Source organism: Phenylobacterium sp. NIBR 498073, from assembly GCF_027286305.1.
GTDB lineage: Bacteria > Pseudomonadota > Alphaproteobacteria > Caulobacterales > Caulobacteraceae > Phenylobacterium.
Genome location: NZ_CP114599.1, coordinates 2,021,718 through 2,039,236, shown reverse-complemented (window position 1 = coordinate 2,039,236; position 17,519 = coordinate 2,021,718). Strand labels below are relative to the sequence as shown.

Annotated in this window: 14 protein-coding genes and 1 pseudogene; 10 read left to right on the top strand and 5 right to left on the bottom strand. The window is 68.6% G+C overall.

What is annotated here, in order from left to right; all coding sequences use genetic code 11:
* Positions 1–59 precede the first annotated feature (59 nt).
* The gene (locus O4N75_RS10160) at positions 60–392 is read right to left on the bottom strand and encodes a hypothetical protein (RefSeq protein WP_269629229.1); all 333 of its coding nucleotides are present in this window, start codon (positions 390–392) and stop codon (positions 60–62) included.
* A gap of 502 nt (positions 393–894) precedes the next feature.
* On the opposite strand from O4N75_RS10160, the gene O4N75_RS10155 reads away from it, so the two are divergent.
* The 4 genes from O4N75_RS10155 to O4N75_RS10140 are packed head-to-tail and all read left to right on the top strand — an operon-like array spanning position 895 to position 4,392.
* The gene (locus O4N75_RS10155) at positions 895–2,280 is read left to right on the top strand and encodes a DNA methyltransferase (RefSeq protein WP_269629228.1); all 1,386 of its coding nucleotides are present in this window, start codon (positions 895–897) and stop codon (positions 2,278–2,280) included.
* 10 nt (positions 2,281–2,290) lie between these two features.
* Positions 2,291–2,713, top strand: coding sequence for a DUF5681 domain-containing protein (locus O4N75_RS10150; RefSeq protein ID WP_269629227.1), 423 nt, complete (start codon positions 2,291–2,293; stop codon positions 2,711–2,713).
* Positions 2,706–4,154, top strand: coding sequence for a phage terminase large subunit (gene terL / locus O4N75_RS10145; RefSeq protein WP_269629226.1), 1,449 nt, complete (start codon positions 2,706–2,708; stop codon positions 4,152–4,154). Before O4N75_RS10150 ends, terL begins: the two co-directional genes overlap by 8 nt.
* Entirely contained in the window at positions 4,084–4,392 is a 309-nt protein-coding gene (locus O4N75_RS10140) for a DUF5690 family protein (RefSeq protein ID WP_269629225.1), read from the top strand. Before terL ends, O4N75_RS10140 begins: the two co-directional genes overlap by 71 nt.
* A gap of 76 nt (positions 4,393–4,468) precedes the next feature.
* On the opposite strand, the gene O4N75_RS10135 is transcribed toward O4N75_RS10140, so the two are convergent.
* Both O4N75_RS10135 and O4N75_RS10130 read right to left on the bottom strand, forming a co-directional pair.
* A complete protein-coding gene (locus tag O4N75_RS10135; protein WP_269629224.1) occupies positions 4,469–5,824 on the bottom strand; it encodes an ATP-binding protein in 1,356 nt (451 codons plus the stop codon).
* Positions 5,824–6,477, bottom strand: coding sequence for a response regulator transcription factor (locus O4N75_RS10130; protein ID WP_269629355.1), 654 nt, complete (start codon positions 6,475–6,477; stop codon positions 5,824–5,826). The genes O4N75_RS10135 and O4N75_RS10130 overlap by 1 nt, the downstream gene beginning before the upstream one ends.
* A 263-nt stretch (positions 6,478–6,740) precedes the next feature.
* On the opposite strand from O4N75_RS10130, the gene O4N75_RS10125 reads away from it, so the two are divergent.
* Genes O4N75_RS10125 through O4N75_RS10115 form a run of 3 tightly spaced genes read left to right on the top strand, consistent with a single transcriptional unit; the run spans position 6,741 to position 12,012 of the window.
* Complete coding sequence (locus O4N75_RS10125) at positions 6,741–7,670, top strand: efflux RND transporter periplasmic adaptor subunit (RefSeq protein WP_269629223.1); 930 nt, start codon at positions 6,741–6,743, stop codon at positions 7,668–7,670.
* 2 nt (positions 7,671–7,672) lie between these two features.
* Positions 7,673–10,756, top strand: a complete 3,084-nt coding sequence (locus O4N75_RS10120) for an efflux RND transporter permease subunit (RefSeq protein WP_269629222.1) — start codon at positions 7,673–7,675, stop codon at positions 10,754–10,756.
* Positions 10,753–12,012, top strand: coding sequence for a TolC family protein (locus O4N75_RS10115; protein WP_269629221.1), 1,260 nt, complete (start codon positions 10,753–10,755; stop codon positions 12,010–12,012). Before O4N75_RS10120 ends, O4N75_RS10115 begins: the two co-directional genes overlap by 4 nt.
* Before the next feature lie 893 nt (positions 12,013–12,905).
* Here the strand turns inward: O4N75_RS10115 and O4N75_RS10110 are convergent.
* Positions 12,906–14,846 carry a TonB-dependent receptor gene (locus tag O4N75_RS10110; RefSeq protein ID WP_269629354.1) on the bottom strand — a complete coding sequence of 647 codons (1,941 nt, stop codon included), beginning with the start codon at positions 14,844–14,846 and terminating at the stop codon, positions 12,906–12,908.
* Here O4N75_RS10110 and O4N75_RS10105 point away from each other — a divergent pair.
* On the top strand, positions 14,818–14,952 hold the full coding sequence (locus tag O4N75_RS10105; RefSeq protein WP_269629440.1) for a hypothetical protein: 135 nt from the start codon (positions 14,818–14,820) through the stop codon (positions 14,950–14,952). The two genes, O4N75_RS10110 and O4N75_RS10105, sit on opposite strands and share 29 nt — an antisense overlap.
* 1,066 nt (positions 14,953–16,018) lie before the next feature.
* The gene (locus O4N75_RS10100) at positions 16,019–16,423 is read left to right on the top strand and encodes an OsmC family protein (protein WP_269629220.1); all 405 of its coding nucleotides are present in this window, start codon (positions 16,019–16,021) and stop codon (positions 16,421–16,423) included.
* A gap of 165 nt (positions 16,424–16,588) precedes the next feature.
* On the opposite strand, the pseudogene O4N75_RS10095 reads toward O4N75_RS10100, so the two are convergent.
* A pseudogene (locus O4N75_RS10095) lies at positions 16,589–17,146 on the bottom strand (integrase core domain-containing protein); the annotation flags it as partial.
* Between O4N75_RS10095 and O4N75_RS10090 the strand changes: the two are divergent.
* Entirely contained in the window at positions 17,132–17,509 is a 378-nt protein-coding gene (locus tag O4N75_RS10090; protein ID WP_348649546.1) for a sigma factor-like helix-turn-helix DNA-binding protein, read from the top strand. The pseudogene O4N75_RS10095 and the gene O4N75_RS10090 overlap by 15 nt on opposite strands.
* The last annotated feature ends 10 nt before the right edge of the window (positions 17,510–17,519 follow it).

The window sequence follows — 17,519 nt, the reverse complement described above, 5'->3', positions numbered from 1 at the left end:
AACCTGATTGAACCCGAGCAACTCGCCAGACCGGGCGGCGATTTTGTCGTCCGGCTTGATCAGGCTGTCGCCTGCGCGAGCCAGACCCGCGCGGGCATCATCACGTCTTGTTCGGTCGCGTGGTCTTTATAGCGATCTACCAGGTCACGCGCGAGCGCGTCCCGGGCCCGGGGATCGAGCGCCGCGGCCCTGTCGCGGAAGGCCATGCCCTCCAGCGCAAAGGTGACCGCGTCGGCGCATGACGCTCCCCGCCCCGCGAACGGCAGGTCCCCGCTCCAGGCGTCGAAGCCGGCTTTGTCGAGACCGGCGCTCCCGAGGATATCCCTGAGGTAGGCGGGGTCCTTGAAGGCAAACGAGCCGCACGCTCGGTCGGATTTCAGCGAACTGAACATCTCGGGATCACCGAGGAGACAGTGCGGAGTTACCGGAAATGCTAGTGGTCACGCGCATGAACCCGGCGGCCTGGGACACCGGTCAGGTTGTCCGCTTGCGCGTTGCGACAGGCTACCAGTCGACTGCAACCACGCCGGCGCGGGACCGCGATGCCGGGCGACGACGGGGCGGATATCCGCTTCGCTGTCTCGGGGCCCAACGGCGCCAAAGCTCGACGACGGGAGCGGACGGTCCTGACGACCGCTTGGAGTCAAATTACGCCCATTTCGACGTTGCGTCGGATGGTGCACGGGGCCGCGCCGACACAGAACCCGCCCCAATCTTCACAATTTGCCGAATCTACGGCAACCTGTCTGGGTCCGGACGCCCAACGGACAGCGAGCGGCATTTTGGGACCGAATGGTTCTGAGCAGCGGCGAAGCTGGCTAATCAACGAACTGGCGCCTCCGAAAGGAGGTGAACGACGTCGATGGCCGGGTTCACGTCATCTCGGAGGCCCAAATGCCCCAGCCAAACTCGAACGCCGTGCGCGTTCGTCAGCGCCCCCAGACCTCGACAGCTCTGCAAACTGAGCGTCCTTCCACCTTCATACCGATCCCAATCGATCAGCTGAAACCCGCCGAGCGCCGGGTGCGGAAGCACCCGCGCGGCAAGCTCGACAAACTCGTCTCGACCATCCGCCGTTTCGGCGTGGTTGCTCCGATCCTGGTCGACAAGGACAACCGCATCATCGACGGCCACCTCCTCTGGGAGGCGCTGAAGACGCTCGGCCACACCACCGTCTACGTCCAGCGCGCTGACCACTTGAGCGAAGCGGAGGTCGAGACGTTCCGTATCGCCCATCACGCCCTGCTGGAGATGGGGCAGTGGGATGTCGAGCAGCTCAAGCTCAGCGTCGAAGGACTGATCCAGATCGACCCAGATCTGGTCGCCCACACCCTGCTTCCTATGGGCAAGATCGACGGCCTGCTTCTCTCCGGCTTCGAGAAGCCGGCCGACGAAGACAGCCCCACGGCGGAGAAGACTTCCCTCCTCCAACACGGCGACACCTTCATCTTCGATCCCAGCGCTGATGGCGCGCCAGTGCATCGGCTGGTCTGCGGCGACGCAAAGGATCCGACCGTCATCGCCCAGGCTGTGGGCGGCATGCCGGTGCGGATGCTGTTCTCCGATGTCCCCTACGGCCTGGTGCCGATCGAGGGCGTCGTCAGCGCCAGGCATAAGGATTTCGTCGAAGGCGCCTCCATGAGCGAGCCGGAGGCGATCAGCTTTTTCTCCGAGCTGCTCGGGGCCTCGGTCCCGCATGTCGTCCAGAACGGGGCCGTCTTCCTCTTCATCGACCACCGCGGCATGTACGGTCTCACGCAGGCGACGCGATCTCTGGGCCTGAGCCACATCTGCACGGTGGCGTGGGATAAGACCGCCGGCGGCATGGGCGGAGTCTACCGCCACCAGGTGGAGTTCGTACTGGTGCTGGCGAAGGGCGAGCGCATCGCCGTCAACAACGTCCAGCTCGGCAAGCACGGCCGCAATCGGACGACGCTGTGGTCCAGCAGCGGCATGGCTCAGTTCGGCGTCGACCGGAAGGCCGCGCTCGACGCACACCCCACCGTCAAGCCGGTCCAGCTCCTCTCCGAGGCGATCCTGGACGTGACAAACGTTGGCGACGTGATCCTCGACCCCTGCATGGGCACTGGCTCGACGGTCGTCGCCGCCAACCGGGTGAACCGGGTGGGCGTCGGCGTCGAGATCGACCCGATCTACTTCGAGGTGGCGGTTCGCCGGCTGCAGGCGGTCGTGGACCGCCCCATGATCCATGAGGAGACCGGCCTCACCCTCGAGGCTCTCCTCGACCAGCGTGCAGCCTCACCCGTGGCCGCCGCGTGAGGCCGCCGGCATGGGAAAACACCGCAATCAGCCGGCCGGGCGTCAGCCCGGTGACGGCAAGCCCGGCTACAAGAACATCGGCAAGGAGCACCAGTGGAAGAAGGGCGGCCCATCCCCTAACCCCGCGGGACGGCGGGCGAAGAAGTCACCGTCGCTGAAGGACGAGCTCCACCAGATCCTCGTCGAGGTCCTGAAAAGCTCAATCTCGGCGGGCGACCGGGAACTCACGGTCATGGAAGCGGTCCTTCGCCGCATGATAGGTGCCGCCGTCAACGATCCAAAGATCGCGATCAGGACCTTTCCGATGATTGTCGACATGCTGTCGGCCCTGGAGCCGAAGGCGGAAGCCGTCGGCGAGGGCATGACGGACGAGGACGCCGCACTCCTCGCCGAAGCGCTGCGACGGCTCGGCCGCGGAGGCGCCCGTGTCTGATCGGACAAGGCTTCTCGAAGCCGTTCTACGTCAGGATCTGCTGGCCTTCGTACAGCGCGTGTTCCGCGACATCGATCCCGGAACCCAGTTCGTCATGGGCTGGCATTACGAGGCGATCGCCTGGCAGCTCGCCCGCGTCATGCGCGGCGAATGCCGCCGGCTGATCATTAATGTCCCGCCTAGGTCGGGAAAATCGGTCCTGGCGACCATCGCCTGGCCGATGTTCCTCTGGGGGCATGATCCGACCCTGAAGATGATCTGCGTCTCGCACACCGAGGACCTGGCGCGGGATTTCAGCATCAAGCGTCGGGCAATCGCCGAGAGCGACTGGTATCAGTCGCTGTTCCCCGACACCCAGATGGCCCGGCTCCGGGATCTGGAGCTTCGAACCTCGCGCTTCGGCTCCTGCTTCGCCTCGGGCGTGGGCGGCGCAATCCTCGGCCGCGGGGCGGACGTCATCATTGTCGATGACCCTCTGAAGGGCTTGGACGCCCTCTCGGAGGCGTCGCGCCGGCGGGTCAATGACTTCTTCGACAACACCCTGATCACCCGTCTCAATGACAAGACCCGCGGGGCGGTGGTGATCATCATGCAGAGGCTGCACGAAGACGATCTCGTCGGCCACGTGCTGGAGCGCGGTGACTGGGAGGTGGTCTCCTTCCCCGCCATCGCCACCGAGGACACTGTCCACCCGTTGAGTGGTCGTCGCGGCGACATGCATCGTCGGCGCGCTGGCGATCTGCTCATGCCCGAACGCGAGCCGATCGACGTGCTGAACGAACTTCGCCGCGCCCAGGGCAGTCTGCTCTTCCAGGCCCAGTACCAGCAGCAGCCGGCGCCGGCTGGCGGCAACGTCATTCGGCGCGAGTGGCTGAGGTACTGCGACGCCCCGCCCGAGACCTTCGACCGGCTCATCGTCTCCTGGGATACGGCCTCGACCTTGAACGAGACCTCGGACTGGTCGGTCGGTCAGGTGTGGGGCGCCAAGGGGCTCGACTACTATCTGCTCGATGTCGTGCGCGACCGGTTGGAGGCGCCGGATCTGCGCCGAACCATTGTCGATGTCGCCATGCGCTGGGAGGCCGACACAACGATCATCGAAGACACTGAGCTTGGGCGGGCGCTGGGGCAGGACTTGCGGCGGGCCGGTCTCCTGCGCCCGATCCTGATCCGACCCTATCACGAGAAGCGCGTGCGGCTGGAGGCGCAGTCCGCACGCTTCGAAGCCGGACAGGTGCATCTGCCGCATGAAGCGCCCTGGCTGGGGGAGTATGTGAGGGAGCTGCTCGCCTTCCCTGCTGGCAAACACGACGACCAGGTCGATGCGACCAGCCAGGCGCTCGACTATCTCACTGGTCGCAACGCCCGTAGTGGGCCGCTGGTGCGACGGACGCCTGAGCGAAGACAGGTGGTCGAGCGCCGAGAGGTGGTGCGGCGGTGATCACCGCTGTGCGGGTTTCCTGATCTACGTCGCGGACGCCTCCGGCTATCTGGGCAGCGTTGTCCTTCTGCTGGTCCGCAACTTCGCGGCCGTCGACCTTCCATGGCTGCCCTTCTTCGTCGGCGCCGCATATGTGACGAGCCTGGCCGGCGCGGCGCTGGTGGCCGCCGCCGCGCTGGTCCTGCTGCGTAAACGCAGTGACGCGCCCAACCATCCGATCGTTCAGGCAGCTGGCTAGCGGCGCCTCCCCCGACGCTCGCTGAACTGCCGCCTCTCCGCGCAGCCCGGACCCCGAGGGTGCGAAGGTGGCGGCGCTAGGCGTGAACCATCGGGAAGGCCAGGATCAGTCGAAGCCCTCCTTGCGGCGAAGCATCAAGGGTGACTTGGCCCTCGTAGAGGCCGACCAGATCCCTGACGATCGAGAGGCCCAGGCCATGGCCCGGCGTGCGTTCATCAAGCCGCTCTCCCACACCGAAGACATGCTCGTAGCTCTCGGGCGGCAGTCCAGGGCCATCGTCGTCGACGACTATCTCCACGATCTCGCCCCTGCGCCGCACCGAGACCTCGGCGCGAGCGTTCGCCCACTTTCCGGCGTTATCGAGCACGTTTCCGAGAATCTCAGCCAGGTCCTGCGCATCGACCGCGACCGTCGCGTCGGCTTCGTAGGCGACCGCATAGGTGACGCCGCGACGGCCATGCAGGCGACGCATTGCGGCGATGATCGGCTCCAGCGTCCCCTTGACCTCGGCCGCGACGCCCGGGGCGCGCTTGAGCGCGGCGGCGCGGGCCCGGGCGATCTGGTAGTCGATCTGCCGGCGCATGCGCTCACACTGCGCCTCGATCACCTCGGCCGCCTCGTCCTGTCCGGCCCGACGCAGACGCTCAGCCTCGTCCAGCAGGATGGCCAGGGGCGTCTTCAGGGCGTGGGCGAGATTGCCCGCCTGGGTGCGGGCGCGCCGCAGCATCTCGAGATTGCCCTCCAGCAGGGCGTTGAGATCGACCGCCAGGGGACGGACCTCGCTGGGAAGATCCTCGGGCAGGCGGCTGGCCCTGCCCATTCGGACCTCCGACAGCGCCTGCCGCATTCCGCTCAGCGGACGCAGCCCGAACCACACCTGCAGGATCGCCGCGGCGATCAGGCCCAAGGCCACGATGGCGAGCGAGAGAAACAGCGTCCTGTTGAAGTGGGCCAGCACCTCGTCCAGCAGGCGCTGGTCGACCCCGATGCCGATACGCAGCTGCGGCGCGCCCGGCGCTGCGACCGCCCGCTCGACCAGGCGCAGCTGGCCGGAGGGCCCGGTGACAAAGACGTGCCGCTCGGCGCCGGCGGTCGGAAAGGGGCCTGGCAAGGGCAGAGGCCGGCCAGCCAGCGACGGCGAGCCGATCGAAGCCCCGGTCTCGGCCTCGACCCGCCAGTAAAACCCCGAGTCCGCGGGCAGGAAGCGCGGATCGCTAAGCCGCCGATGCAGGAACAGCTTGCCGTCGGGCGCGACGCCCACCAGGACGGCCAGCTCGGCGGCGTGGCCGTGCAGCTCGTCGTCGAACTGCTGCGTCACGTGCGCCTTGAAAAGTTCCGACAGCAGGAAGCCGCTGAGGGCCATGCCGGCGATGATCCAGATGGCGGCCCCGACGAGCAGGCGGGTGCGGAAGCTGGTCCAGAGATGGCGCATCAGATGAACTTGTAGCCCAGCCCGCGGATGGTCCGGATCGCGTCCTTGCCCAGCTTCTTACGCAGCCGCGCCACATAGACCTCGATCGTGTTGGACTCCCGCGTCTCGTCCAGGCTGTAGACATGATCGATCAGCTCGCCCTGCGACACGACGCGGCCGGCCCGATGCATCAGATAGACCAACACCTTCAGCTCGCGCGCCGTCAGCTCAATGGTTTCCTCGCCGCGCTGGACCGTGCCGGCGACAGGATCGAGCACGATGTCGCCACGCCGCATGACGGGCGATGAGCGGCCGGCCGAGCGCCGGGTCAGGGCGCGCAGCCGCGCCACCACCTCTGCGTTCTGGAACGGCTTGCCCAAGTAGTCGTCGGCGCCGGCGTTCAGGCCTTCGACGCGATCGGTCCAGGCATCGCGCGCGGTCAGCACCAGCACGGGGACGTCGCGGCCTTCGCGCCGCCACTGCTTGAGCACCTCCAGGCCCGGCAGGCGTGGCAGGCCGAGGTCGAGGACCACCGCGTCGAAGTCGTTGGTCTGGCCCAGCAGCAGCCCGGTCTCACCGTCGGCGGCGTTCTCCACGACGAAGCCAGCATTGGTCAGCGCCGCGCCAAGGCGGCGGGCGATTTCGGGATCGTCTTCGACGAGCAGGACGCGAATGGGCGGCGGTCTCCCTGGACTGGCTTCCTCTTCTAGCACCGACGGCTGAAGCGAACCTGACTGCGTCTTGTCAGGTCCGTTTCAGCTTCGCTTCAGGATGACTTCAGCCTGGCGGCGCATCGGGGGACGGCTCAAGCCCCGAGGAGTCCATGCCCGCCGTCCGCTCAAGCCTCGCCGCCGCCCTCGCCATGGCCGTCTCGACAACGCCAACGCCAACGTTAGCCGCTGGGCCCTTGACCCTGAGCGCGGCTCAGGAGAAGGCGATGGGCGTCGTGCTGGCCACGGCCAGGCCCGCCTCGGGCGCGCCGCTGGCCGCCGTCCCGGCCACGGTCACCCCGCCGCTGAACGACCGCCGGGTGGTCGCCGCGCCATTCGCCGGAACAGTGCTGCGCGTCCACGTCCTGGAGGGCCAGGCGGTGACGGCCGGCGCGCCGCTGGTGACCTTGTTCAGCCGCGACGCGCTGGCCGTGTCCTCCGAGCTCATCCAGAACCAGGCCGAGCTGCGCGTGGCCGAGGCCGCCGCCCGCCGCACCCGGCAGTTGGCCAACGAGGGCGTCATCGCCGGCGCCCGCGCTGAGGAAGCCCAGGCCCGCGCCGCCCAGGCCCGGGCCATGGTCAACGAGCGCCGCCGCCTGTTGTCGGGCGCCGGCGGCGCGTCGGGCGAATACGTGCTGCGCGCGCCGAGCGCCGGGCGCGTGGCCGCCCTGAACGCCCAACCGGGCGGCGGGCTGGAGGCCATGGCCCCGGCCGTCACCCTCGACCGCGCCGACAGGCTGTGGATCGAGGCGCGGGTTTCGCCCGCCATCGCCCAGAAGCTGAAGATCGGCTATCCCGTGCGGGTCGGCGATACGGCCGGCCGGGTGGTCGCCGTCGGTGCGAGCATCGATCCCAAGACCCGCTCGCTGCCGCTGCGGGCCGAACTGGACAGGGGCGCGGCCCTGGCGCTCGGCCAGACCGTCACCGTCACCTTGCTCGCCCCGGCGCCCGCGGGCGCCCAGGCCGTTCCGCGCGGGGCGCTGGTCCAGGACGCCGCCGGCGCGCGAGTCTTCGTCAAGACCGGCGCGGGCTACGAGGCGCGCGCCGTCGCCGTGGTCGGCGTTGCGGGGACCGAGGCCGTCGTGAGCGGCCTCCCGACCGGCGCGCGGGTCGCCGCATCGGGCGCTGCGCAACTGAAGTCGGCCCTGGGGCGATAGGCATGCGCAAGCTCATCGCCTTCGCCCTGTCGCAGCGGCTGCTGGCCGCGGTGCTGGCGCTCGCCCTGATCGGTCTCGGGATCAACGCGTTCCTGAATCTGCCCGTCGACGCCTTCCCCGACATCTCGCCGACCCAGGTGAAGATCATCCTCAAGGCCCCCGGCATGACGCCCGAGGAGGTCGAGAGCCAGGTCATCGCCCCGTTGGAGATGGAGCTTCTGGGCATCCCCAGGCAGGCCATGCTGCGCTCGACCGCCAAGTACGCGATCGCCGACCTGACCATCGATTTCGCGCCTGGGACTGACGTCTACTGGGCCCGCCAGCAAACTGCAGAGCGCCTCTCCAACGCTCTGGGCGCCCTGCCCGCGGGCGTCAGCGGCGGCCTCTCGCCGATCTCCACGCCCTTGTCCGACGTCTATATGTTCACCATCGAGGGGGAGGGCCTGACGCTCGAGCAGAAGCGCACCCTGCTGGACTGGACCATCCGTCCTGCCCTGCGCGGCCTTCCTGGCGTCGCCGACGTGAATGTCCTGGGCGGACGGGCCAGGACGTTGGAGGTCTCGCCCGACCCCGCCGCCCTCGCCGCCTCGGGCCTGACCTCCCAGGCGCTCATCGACGCCATCCCCGCCTCCAACCGCAACGACGGCTCCGGACGTCTGAGCGAGGGCGAGGAGGCTCTGGTGGTGCGTGTCGCCGGGGCGATCACCAGCCTGGACGACCTGCGCGACACGGTCGTGCCGCTGCCCGGCGGTGGAACCGCCCGGCTCGGCGACCTGGCCGAGGTTCAGGAAGGCGCCCTCACCCGCTATGGCGCGGTCACCCAGAACGGCGAGGCCGAGGCCGCCGAGGCCATCGTCATCGCCCTGCGCGGCGCCGACGCCAAGGCGGTCGTGAGATCGGTCGAGGCGCGCCTGAAGGAGATCGAGCCCTCGCTGCCCAAGGGCGTGAAGGTCAGCCCGTTCTACAACCGCTCGGACCTGATCGAGCGCGCCACCGGCACCGTCAACAAGGCGCTGGTCGAGGCCACGGTGCTGGTCGTCATCCTGCTGCTGCTGTTCCTTGGGGACCTGCGGGCCGCCGCGGTGGTGGCGGTCACCCTGCCGCTGGCGGCGCTGACGACCTTTCTGCTGATGCGCGCGTTCGGGCTCTCGGCGAACCTGATGAGCCTGGGCGGCCTGGCCATCGCCATCGGCATGCTGGTCGATGCGGCGGTCGTCGTGGTCGAGAACACCGTCGAGCGGCTCGACAATCCGAGCATCACCGGCTCGCGGCGCCTGCACGTGATCTACGAGGCCGTGGCCGAGGTGGCCGCGCCGGTCGGTTCGGGCGTGCTGATCATCTGCCTGGTCTTCCTGCCCTTGCTGAGCCTGCAGGGGTTGGAGGGCAAGCTGTTCGCGCCCGTCGCCCTGACCATCGTCTTCGCCCTGGGCTCGTCGCTCCTGCTGTCGTTCACGGTGATACCGGTCCTGGCCTCGCTGCTGCTGAAGGCCCACGCGCACCGCGAATCCTGGATCATGCGCAGGATTGGCCCGTTCTATGAACGCCAGCTGGCCCGCGCCCTGGCCAGGCCCAAGCCCGTGTACGCGGCGGCCGGCGGCGGCATGGTCCTGGCGGCGGTCGCCTACGTCCTGATCGGCAAGAGCTTCATGCCGACCCTGGACGAGGGCGCGATCCTCATGCAGCTGGCCAAGCTGCCCTCGATCAACCTCGACGCCAGCGCCCGCCAGGACCTGGCCGTGCAGCGCGCGATCCTGGCCCAGGTGCCGGAGGTCGAGCGCATCGTCGCCCGCGTCGGCTCCGACGAACTGGGCCTCGATCCCATGGGTCTGAACGAGACCGACAGCTTCCTGGTGCTGGCGGACCGCAAGGACTGGCGCCGGAAGGACAAGGCCTGGCTCACGGAGGAGATCCGCAAGGTCGCCGCCCAGTTCCCCGGCGTGGAGGCCACCTTCACCCAGCCGATCGAGATGCGGGTCTCGGAGATGCTCACCGGCAGCCGGGGCGACCTGGCGGTCAAGGTGTTCGGCCCTGACCTGAAGACGCTCGGCGACCTGGCCGGCCGCATCGAGGAGACCCTGAAGACGACGCGCGGCGCGTCCGACGTCTACACGGTCGCGGGCGACGGCGTGACCTACCTCCAGCTGGACGTCGACCGCGCCGCGGCCGTCCGGGCCGGCCTGTCCGCCGAGGTCCTGCAGCAGGAGTTGCGCGCCCAGCTCGAGGGCGCCCTTGCGGGCGTGGTCTTCGAACAGGGCAAGCGCACGCCGATCCTGGTCAGGGGGCCCCAGGACCTGCGCGAGGATCCGGCGCTGTTCGAGCAGGCCCAGATCGCCACGCCCGACGGCGGCCTGCTGCGGGCCGGCGACGTGGCGCGCATCGAGCGCCGGGAGGGCCCGGTGAAGATCGACCGCGAGAACGCCTCGCGCTTCGCCGTCATCCAGGCCAATGTCCAGGGCCGCGACCTCGTCGGCTTCGTCAAGGAGGCCCAGGCCAACGTCGCGCGCGACGTGCCGCTGCCGGCCGGCTACCGCCTCGCCTGGGGCGGCCAGTTCGAGAACCAGAAGCGCGCGGCCGCCCGCCTTGGGGTGGTGGTGCCGATGGCCCTGGGGCTGATCTTCCTGGTGCTGTTCATCAGCCTGAAATCGACACGGCAATCGCTGCTGATCCTGGCCAACATCCCCTTCGCGATGATCGGCGGGGTCGTGGCCCTGTGGATCTCGGGCGAATATTTGTCGGTGCCGGCATCGGTGGGCCTGATCGCCTTGCTCGGCATCGCGGTGCTGAACGGGCTGGTGCTGGTCACGCATTTCAACGAGCTGGTCCAGCGCGGGCGCGACGTCGCCACCGCCGTGACTGAAGGGGCGCGCCGGCGCCTGCGGCCGGTCCTGATGACCGCCAGCATCACCGCCCTGGGCCTCGTGCCGCTACTGACCGCCACCGGACCGGGCTCGGAGATTCAGCGCCCGCTGGCCATCGTCGTGGTCGGGGGCCTGGTGACCTCGACCCTGCTCACCCTGATCCTGCTGCCCATCCTCTATCGCCGGTTCGGGGTCGAGCGCGGCGCCGCCGTCCTGGAGACTGCATGATGCGCCCCGCCCCCTTGATCGCTCCCCTGTTCGCCCTCCTCCTGCTCGCGCCTGAGGCCACGGCGGCCGAGTCCGGCATGGCTCGCCCAGCCTTCCTGCCGCCGGATCAGAAGATTCTTGAGGTCCTGGAGGGCTCGCCCGCCCTGATGGAGGCGCGCGCCATGCTCGGGGGGGCCCAGGCCCAGGCTCGGATGCTTGCCGTCGGGGAACATGAAACCACCTTCACGGCCGCCTTTGACGACCGCCGCGTGCGCGGCGAGCGAACCTACGGCGAGTGGTCGCTGCAGGCGGCGCGGGGCGTTCGCATGCCCGCCAAGGCGGCCCTCGATCGCGCCGCCGGCGAGGCGGGCGTTAAGGCCGCCCATAACAGCGTCGACGACGCCCGCCACCAGGCCTCGCTCGATCTCGCCGAACGCTATCTGAACTGGGCCGAGGCCGCCGAGTCCCGCGCCGTCGACGCCGAGGAGCTCGAAGTCTACGGACGCGAGGTTCGCGCCTTGGCGCGCCGCGTCGAGCTTCAGGACGCCGCCCTCCTCGATCTGGAGCAGGCCCAGGGCGCGGAGGCCCGCGCCCGCGCCGCGCTCGCGCGCTCGCAGGGCGCCGAGCGGACCGCCCGCGCCGAGCTGGAGGCCCGCTACCCAGGCCTGGCGCCTGACGCCGCGCCGCTGACGCCCGCGCCGGCGGCGCCCGCGCGCCCGCTCGCCGAGTGGAGCGATCTGATCGTCCAGCGCAGCCATGAGGTCGTCATCGCCCGCGCGCTTGCCGATCGGGAACGCTTCCTAGCGCGCAGGTTCAGCCAGGACCGCGTGCCCGACCCCGTCATCGGCGTGCGCACTTTCAGCGAACGCGGCGGCGAGGAAAGCGGCGTCGGCGTCTTCATCTCCGCCCCGTTCGGCGGCGCCCGCCGTAGCGCCGCGGCGGACCAGCAGTCGGCGCTCGCCTCGGCCGCCGAGGCGCGATACGCCATGACCGCCCGCGAGGTGCGCGCCACCGCCCATTCCGACGTCATCGCCGCCTCGGCCGCCCTCGACGCCTGGCGGGACGCGGCCCTGGCGCTCGGCGCGGCCCAACAGGCCTCGCGCCGGGTCTCCCGCGCCTACGAGCTGGGCGAGCGCGATCTCTCGGACCGCCTGCTGGCTGAACGCCAGACCTACGAGGCGCGCCGCATCGAGCTGGCCGCCCGCTCCGTGGCCCATCGCGCGCTGCTCAAGCTCGCTCTCGACGCCCACGAACTGTGGTTGGCGGACGAGGACTGACGATTTACCGGCGCGCCGTGCTTCAAATCGCTACAGGTGGACGCTCCAGTTGGGGGTTGAAGCGCCACGTCGGCCCACGGCCCAGCCCATCTCGTCGGCGTCACCGCGAGCCACGCCATCGTGCTGACCTTCCCGCCGGTCGCTCTCCGGAGAGACCGGGATTTCGCCCCGACAGGCCGCCTTTCGCAGGGTCCAAGGCGTCGCGGCGCCTCATCGTCCCCTCGCGCCTTGGGCTCGTGCGGCCTCAATTGGAACCTCGAACACCAGATCAGCGCGGGCTGTCCCAGCCGGCGGCGACGGAAGGGGCGCGGCCGCGCGAACCGACGCTAGGCAGGCTCTGTCGAACGCCGGGCGACCGCTGGAGCGCGCAAGTCGCACGAAGAGCACGCCGCCGGTCTCATCGAGCCCGAACATCACCCTCGCCGACCCTGTTCCCGGGGGAGCCGAAGGCGCATGCGTCGCCAGATGGGTCCACACGCGCCGCCGGTAGTCATCGAGCGAGGGGCTCGCAGGTCTGGCGTCGGCGCCATCATCAGTCGGGATGACCGCAACTGGCGGGCCCATTGGAGCCACGGCTTTCGCCGTGGGTCCGGTGAGGCTCGCTGGGACCAGGGACGGATCCGGCGTCGGAGTTGGGCCGGCCGCCGACCTCGCCATGGCAAGGCCCGTCGGGGCGGGCCGGGTTTGGGCTGGCTCGGTTTGAGCGGGCAAGGCTGGCGCAGGCGGCCTTTGCGCCAAAGCCGGCGCCGCAACCAGCTGGACGACCAGGATTTGCCGCGCCGCAGGCTCGGCCGGCGGCCCATGGGTCGCTGCCACCCACGCCGCGGCGTGCAAGATGGTCGAGGCGCTGATCGCCCCGGCCAGTCGGAGATCGATATGGCGGCGCCTCAAGCTCAGAACGCATAGGCCAGATTGAGGTTGATCGACCGCCCCAGCCCCGGCAGGGGATGGATCGGGGGGACGCCGCCCTCGGCCTTGAAGTCTCCGAACGACACGCCTCCGAGCGGCAGATCGTAGGAGGCGTCAAGCAGGTTCTCGACGGCGAGATCCACCCGCACACGCTCGCCCTTCCAGCCAGAGCGCAGGCTGAGCAGGGCATAGGCGGCGGTCATCGGCTCGCGGCGCAGTGCGTTCACCGCGTCCTTCTCACCGACGAGCTCCAACTCAGCCTGGTTGGTCCAGCGCCCTTTCACCTGCTCCACGCCCAGCCGAAGCGTAAGCGGGGTCATGTGATAGAGACTGTCGCCGCTGTCGCGGTTCTCACCCTCGACCCACGACAGCCCCCCCGTAAAGGTCCCTCGCCCGAACGCCGAGGTGTCCCAGAGCTGCGCGTGACCGCTTGCGTCGAAGCCATAGATCCGGGCGTCCACATTGGTGAAGCGAAGCTGCACAAAGCCCTTGGCCAGGTCCGCCAGTTTCACGGCGTCGATGAAGTGCTCGACACGCGAATCGTAGGCGCTGAGCGTCAGGCCGCGCCTTCCGTCCAAACTGGCGAACTTAACCGTCGCAGCCAGATTGTGCGCCACCTCAGGCTCAAGATCAGGATCGCCGACATAGGCGTTGGCGTCGCCGGCGAAGGACGTCATTGAGCTCGACATCATCCCCATGCCCCAGGCGTAGCGCTCGTAGATCGTGGGGCTGCGCGTTTTGCGAGCGTAGCCGAACTCGACACTTGTCGTATCATTCGCCCGCCAGATCGCCTTGGCTGTGACATCCACATTGTCATCGGCACGGCCCCGGTCGCGGGCGTTGAAGGCGAGCGCGGCCTTGGCGTCGGCCATGTTCATCATGCCGCCCCAGGCATAGGGCTGAACCGGACCGGCGTCCGTCTCGACATGCTCGACACGCGCGCCGAGCAGGGTGGTCCATTGCGCCGAACGCCTTCCTTCCCACTCCGCCCAGAGTCCCGTCCGTTCCCGACGGCCGTTCTTGATGTTCCAATAGGTCTGCGGCCCCATCATCGCGCTGCCCGCCACGGGGGGCCACCAGTCGTCGACGTCGGCACGATGGGCCTCGCCCCCGACGCGCAGCGCTCCGCCGTCGTTCAGCGGCATGCTTGCCGCCAGGGCGGCGCTAAGATCGCGTCCCTGAGTGTTCATCGGCATGCCGCCGGCGGCCGATCCGCCCTTGTCGCTCAGGAAGTTCATCTCGTGGTCGACCGAGCGCCACGACGCCTTGGCCGTCACTTCACCCCAGCCGTAGGTCCCGTCGTAGCGAAGATCAGCAAAGCTGCTGTCGTTCTCGGTCAGGTCCATGCGCTGGGTGGGAAACCCCTCGTATGGGGAGAAGTGCTTGCCGGCGCGCAGGCTGAGCACGCCCTGGTCGGTCAACAGCGCAAGCGTCAGCGCCTGGTCGTATGCCTCGTACAGGGTCGAGCGGACGCGCCGCCCCCCGCCCGTCTTGTAGTTGCCCGCGCGGTTCCAGGCGCCCTCGTAGCCAATGCTGTACCGCTCTCCTGCGACCGAGGCTTGGACGGTCGCGCCGACGGCGTCGGCGACGCTACGATAGCTGGCGCCGACCTCGCCGGTCACGAGCAGGCCCTTGCCCTCGGTGGCGAAGGTTGGCGCCCGCGTGGTCACGGCAATGACGCCGGCGATGTTGTCCCCGCCGGCGCTGACCGGCGAGAGGGTCGGCAAGATGGAGATGCCCTCCACCCGTCCAGGCAGGATGTAGGAGCCGGGGGGATTCATATTGTTGGGGCAGAAGGTGGTGATCTCGACGCCATCGACCGTCACCAGAACCCGGCTATCGGCCAGCCCCCGCATCACCGGAAGGCTGGATATGCCGCCATTGGCGGAGACAGCCATGCCCGGCTCACCCGCGATCAGCGACATGGTGTCGGCCGAGCCGGCGGCGCGCCGCGCGAGCGTCTCGCCGGTCAGCTCGATCTGGCTCGGCGATCTGGACGCGCTGGCGTCCTCTGACGCCGCGCGGGCTTGAATGGGGGGGAGCGCGGTTGCGGGCTGGGCCTGGGCGGAAAGCGGGGTAGCGAGGGCGGCGACGCAGGCGCCAGCCATGAGCACGGCCGTACGGCCGTTGAACGAACGAGACATGAAATGAGCCTTAGATCTGATGCACATGCGCGCGAGCCGTCGCTGTTGCGCGCGGGAGTTCGGCGGGGTCAGATCTGAAGCGGGGGTCCGGTGGCCGGCGGCGGCGGCGCGGCAAGTCCGCGGCCGGGCGTTGTCTGGGGCTCAACGACTATGGATTGCCGGATCCAAGTCCAGTGCGCTGTCGCAAAGAGCATCGGGGCCTGGGCAGCGAAAGCGCCGCCGAAGCCCGAAAACGCGCAAGGACTATCGCCCCTCTGATCGCCGGGTTGGTCAATCGGGGCGTGCGGCTGAGGCGAAACGACCTGGCCCGCCTCATCAATGATTACGGTCTGCGCACCCTGCGAGGTGCAGAGCACAATCGGAATTGTCCCCGAAGGCGCGGTCGTGGCCACCATGTAGCCATGCGGGACGAAGACGCGCAGGGCGATGGCCATGCACGCCAGCACCAGCGCGATGGCTGGCGTCCTGAGGCCTGTTGTGCGCGAGCCCGACATTGCAGCGCCTACTAATGCCTAGGCCGCGAAAGTCCACCCTGACGCCTGCGGCCGGGCGCAATTGTCCCATTCAGGGGCTCGGCGCCGAGGTGCGATCACACGGCGTCGCCTGACGTCTGGGCGGACCGGACACTCGCTCAGGCGCTAGGTTCTAGAAGCGGCGCCAGGGCCGCTCGGCGACTGGCGCATCTGCGGCGCCCTTTTCCATACATCGTCGAACACAATGGCGCTCGCCGGGCCGCCGACGATGAAGGGCGCGAGGCCGATCAAGGCATGACGAGGCCCGTTTGTTCCCATGAGGCGCTAGCGGCCATGCCCGAGGCGCGCCCTTGCACGAGCAGTGGCTCCTGACGACAACCTGATCGAGGTCTATGCTCGTCTGACGGAACAGCAGCTCCTCGAAAAGCCGACGGACGAACCGCCGGTATTCCTCGTCCCCGGCACAGCTTGAGGTCTCCGATGCTTGAGTACCACGTCACCGCGCGACGACAGGATCAACACGGCAGCCTCGCCGCCTGCAAGGGGGCCGAAATCGTCTTGGATACGGACGTGAACGGACGCCCCGACGCCTTCAATCCGGCCGAGCTTTTTCTAGCTTCAATCGCCGCCTGCATGATCAAGGGTATCGAGCGCGCGACGCCGATGCTCAACTTCGATCTCCGAGGGGTGGAGGTCAGGCTGCATGGGGTCCGGCAGGACGCCCCGCCCATGATGGTTTCGGTCGACTACGAGCTGATCATAGACACAGACGAGAGCGATCAACGCCTTGAGCTGCTGCATAAGAATGTCCGCAAGTACGGCACGATCTCCAACACCGTGGCGCAGTCGAGCAGACTTGAGGGTTTCATCAAACGCAAAGCCTGACTGGCCCCATCGCCGCCCTGGACGCCAGCGCCCCGCACTTTCGGGCGCCCGACGTCTCTGGCGGTCAGCCTGCGGACCGCAGGGCGAGAAGTGTCCGTCGTCAGAAGTTTTGGGACAGTGGGGCTTTGGATTTAGCGGAGGATTGGGCTCGTCTGGGGTTGATATCTAGGCGGCGATTTTGCGGTGCTGCAAGCGCCGATGTTCGAGGGTCTGTCGCTTGACGCTGGCGCGGCGGCGCAGGATGTCGGCAGCCCGTCCGAAGTAGGCGTCGGCCGGCGTCACGTTGTCCAGGCTCTCGTGATAGCGGGCGTGGTTGTAGTGCTCGATGAAGGCTCCGATCTGGGCCTCCACGCCGGGCAGGAAGTAGTTTTCCAGCAGGATGCGGTTCTTCAGGGTCTGATGCCAGCGCTCGATCTTGCCCTGGGTCTGGGGATGATAGGGCGCGCCGCGGACGTGGGTGATGTCCTGCCGGCCCAACCACTGGGCCAGTTCGCCAGAGATGTAGCTCGAGCCATTGTCCGACAGCAGACGCGGCTTGTGCCGGACGTGGACCTGGTCGCAGCCGGAGGCCTTGAGCGCCAGCTCCAGGGTGTCGGTGACGTCGTCGGCCTTCATGGTCGTGCACAGCTTCCAGGCCACGACGTAGCGCGAGAAGTCGTCCAGGACCTTCGTCGGAGCTCGCCACAACAGAGGGCGGACGCCGACGACATCGCCCAAGAAACCCTCGTTCGCGCGCTGGCCTCAGGTGAAGTTGCGAGGCACCCCCGCGCCTTCCTCCAGCGCATCGCCCGGAACATCGCGATCGACGAGGCGAGGAAATTCAAGGTTCGCGGCGGCGTCGCGCTTCAGGTCGACGCCCTCCCCGATCACCTTGCGCCGTTCACGGACGCTGACCAGGAAATGACCCTGCTACTGAAGCAGATCATCCTGGGACTTCCCGAACTCTACCGGGACGTGTTTATATTGAATCGCTTCCACGGGATGTCGTACGCCGAGATCGCCGTGGAGCGGGGCCTTAGTGTAAAGGCCGTCGAGTATCGTATGTCTCGCGCCTTGGCCCTCTGCGAGGAGGCCTTGCGCGACTAGGCAAGGCTGG

Coding starts and splice junctions, on each gene's coding strand:
- O4N75_RS10160 (WP_269629229.1), bottom strand. CDS start 392: ATGTTCAGTTCGCTGAAATCCGACCGAGCGTGCGGCTCGTTTGCCTTC.
- O4N75_RS10155 (WP_269629228.1), top strand. CDS start 895: ATGCCCCAGCCAAACTCGAACGCCGTGCGCGTTCGTCAGCGCCCCCAG.
- O4N75_RS10150 (WP_269629227.1), top strand. CDS start 2,291: ATGGGAAAACACCGCAATCAGCCGGCCGGGCGTCAGCCCGGTGACGGC.
- O4N75_RS10135 (WP_269629224.1), bottom strand. CDS start 5,824: ATGCGCCATCTCTGGACCAGCTTCCGCACCCGCCTGCTCGTCGGGGCC.
- O4N75_RS10125 (WP_269629223.1), top strand. CDS start 6,741: ATGGGCGTCGTGCTGGCCACGGCCAGGCCCGCCTCGGGCGCGCCGCTG.
- O4N75_RS10120 (WP_269629222.1), top strand. CDS start 7,673: ATGCGCAAGCTCATCGCCTTCGCCCTGTCGCAGCGGCTGCTGGCCGCG.
- O4N75_RS10115 (WP_269629221.1), top strand. CDS start 10,753: ATGATGCGCCCCGCCCCCTTGATCGCTCCCCTGTTCGCCCTCCTCCTG.
- O4N75_RS10105 (WP_269629440.1), top strand. CDS start 14,818: ATGCCCGGCTCACCCGCGATCAGCGACATGGTGTCGGCCGAGCCGGCG.
- O4N75_RS10110 (WP_269629354.1), bottom strand. CDS start 14,846: ATGTCGCTGATCGCGGGTGAGCCGGGCATGGCTGTCTCCGCCAATGGC.
- O4N75_RS10100 (WP_269629220.1), top strand. CDS start 16,019: ATGCTTGAGTACCACGTCACCGCGCGACGACAGGATCAACACGGCAGC.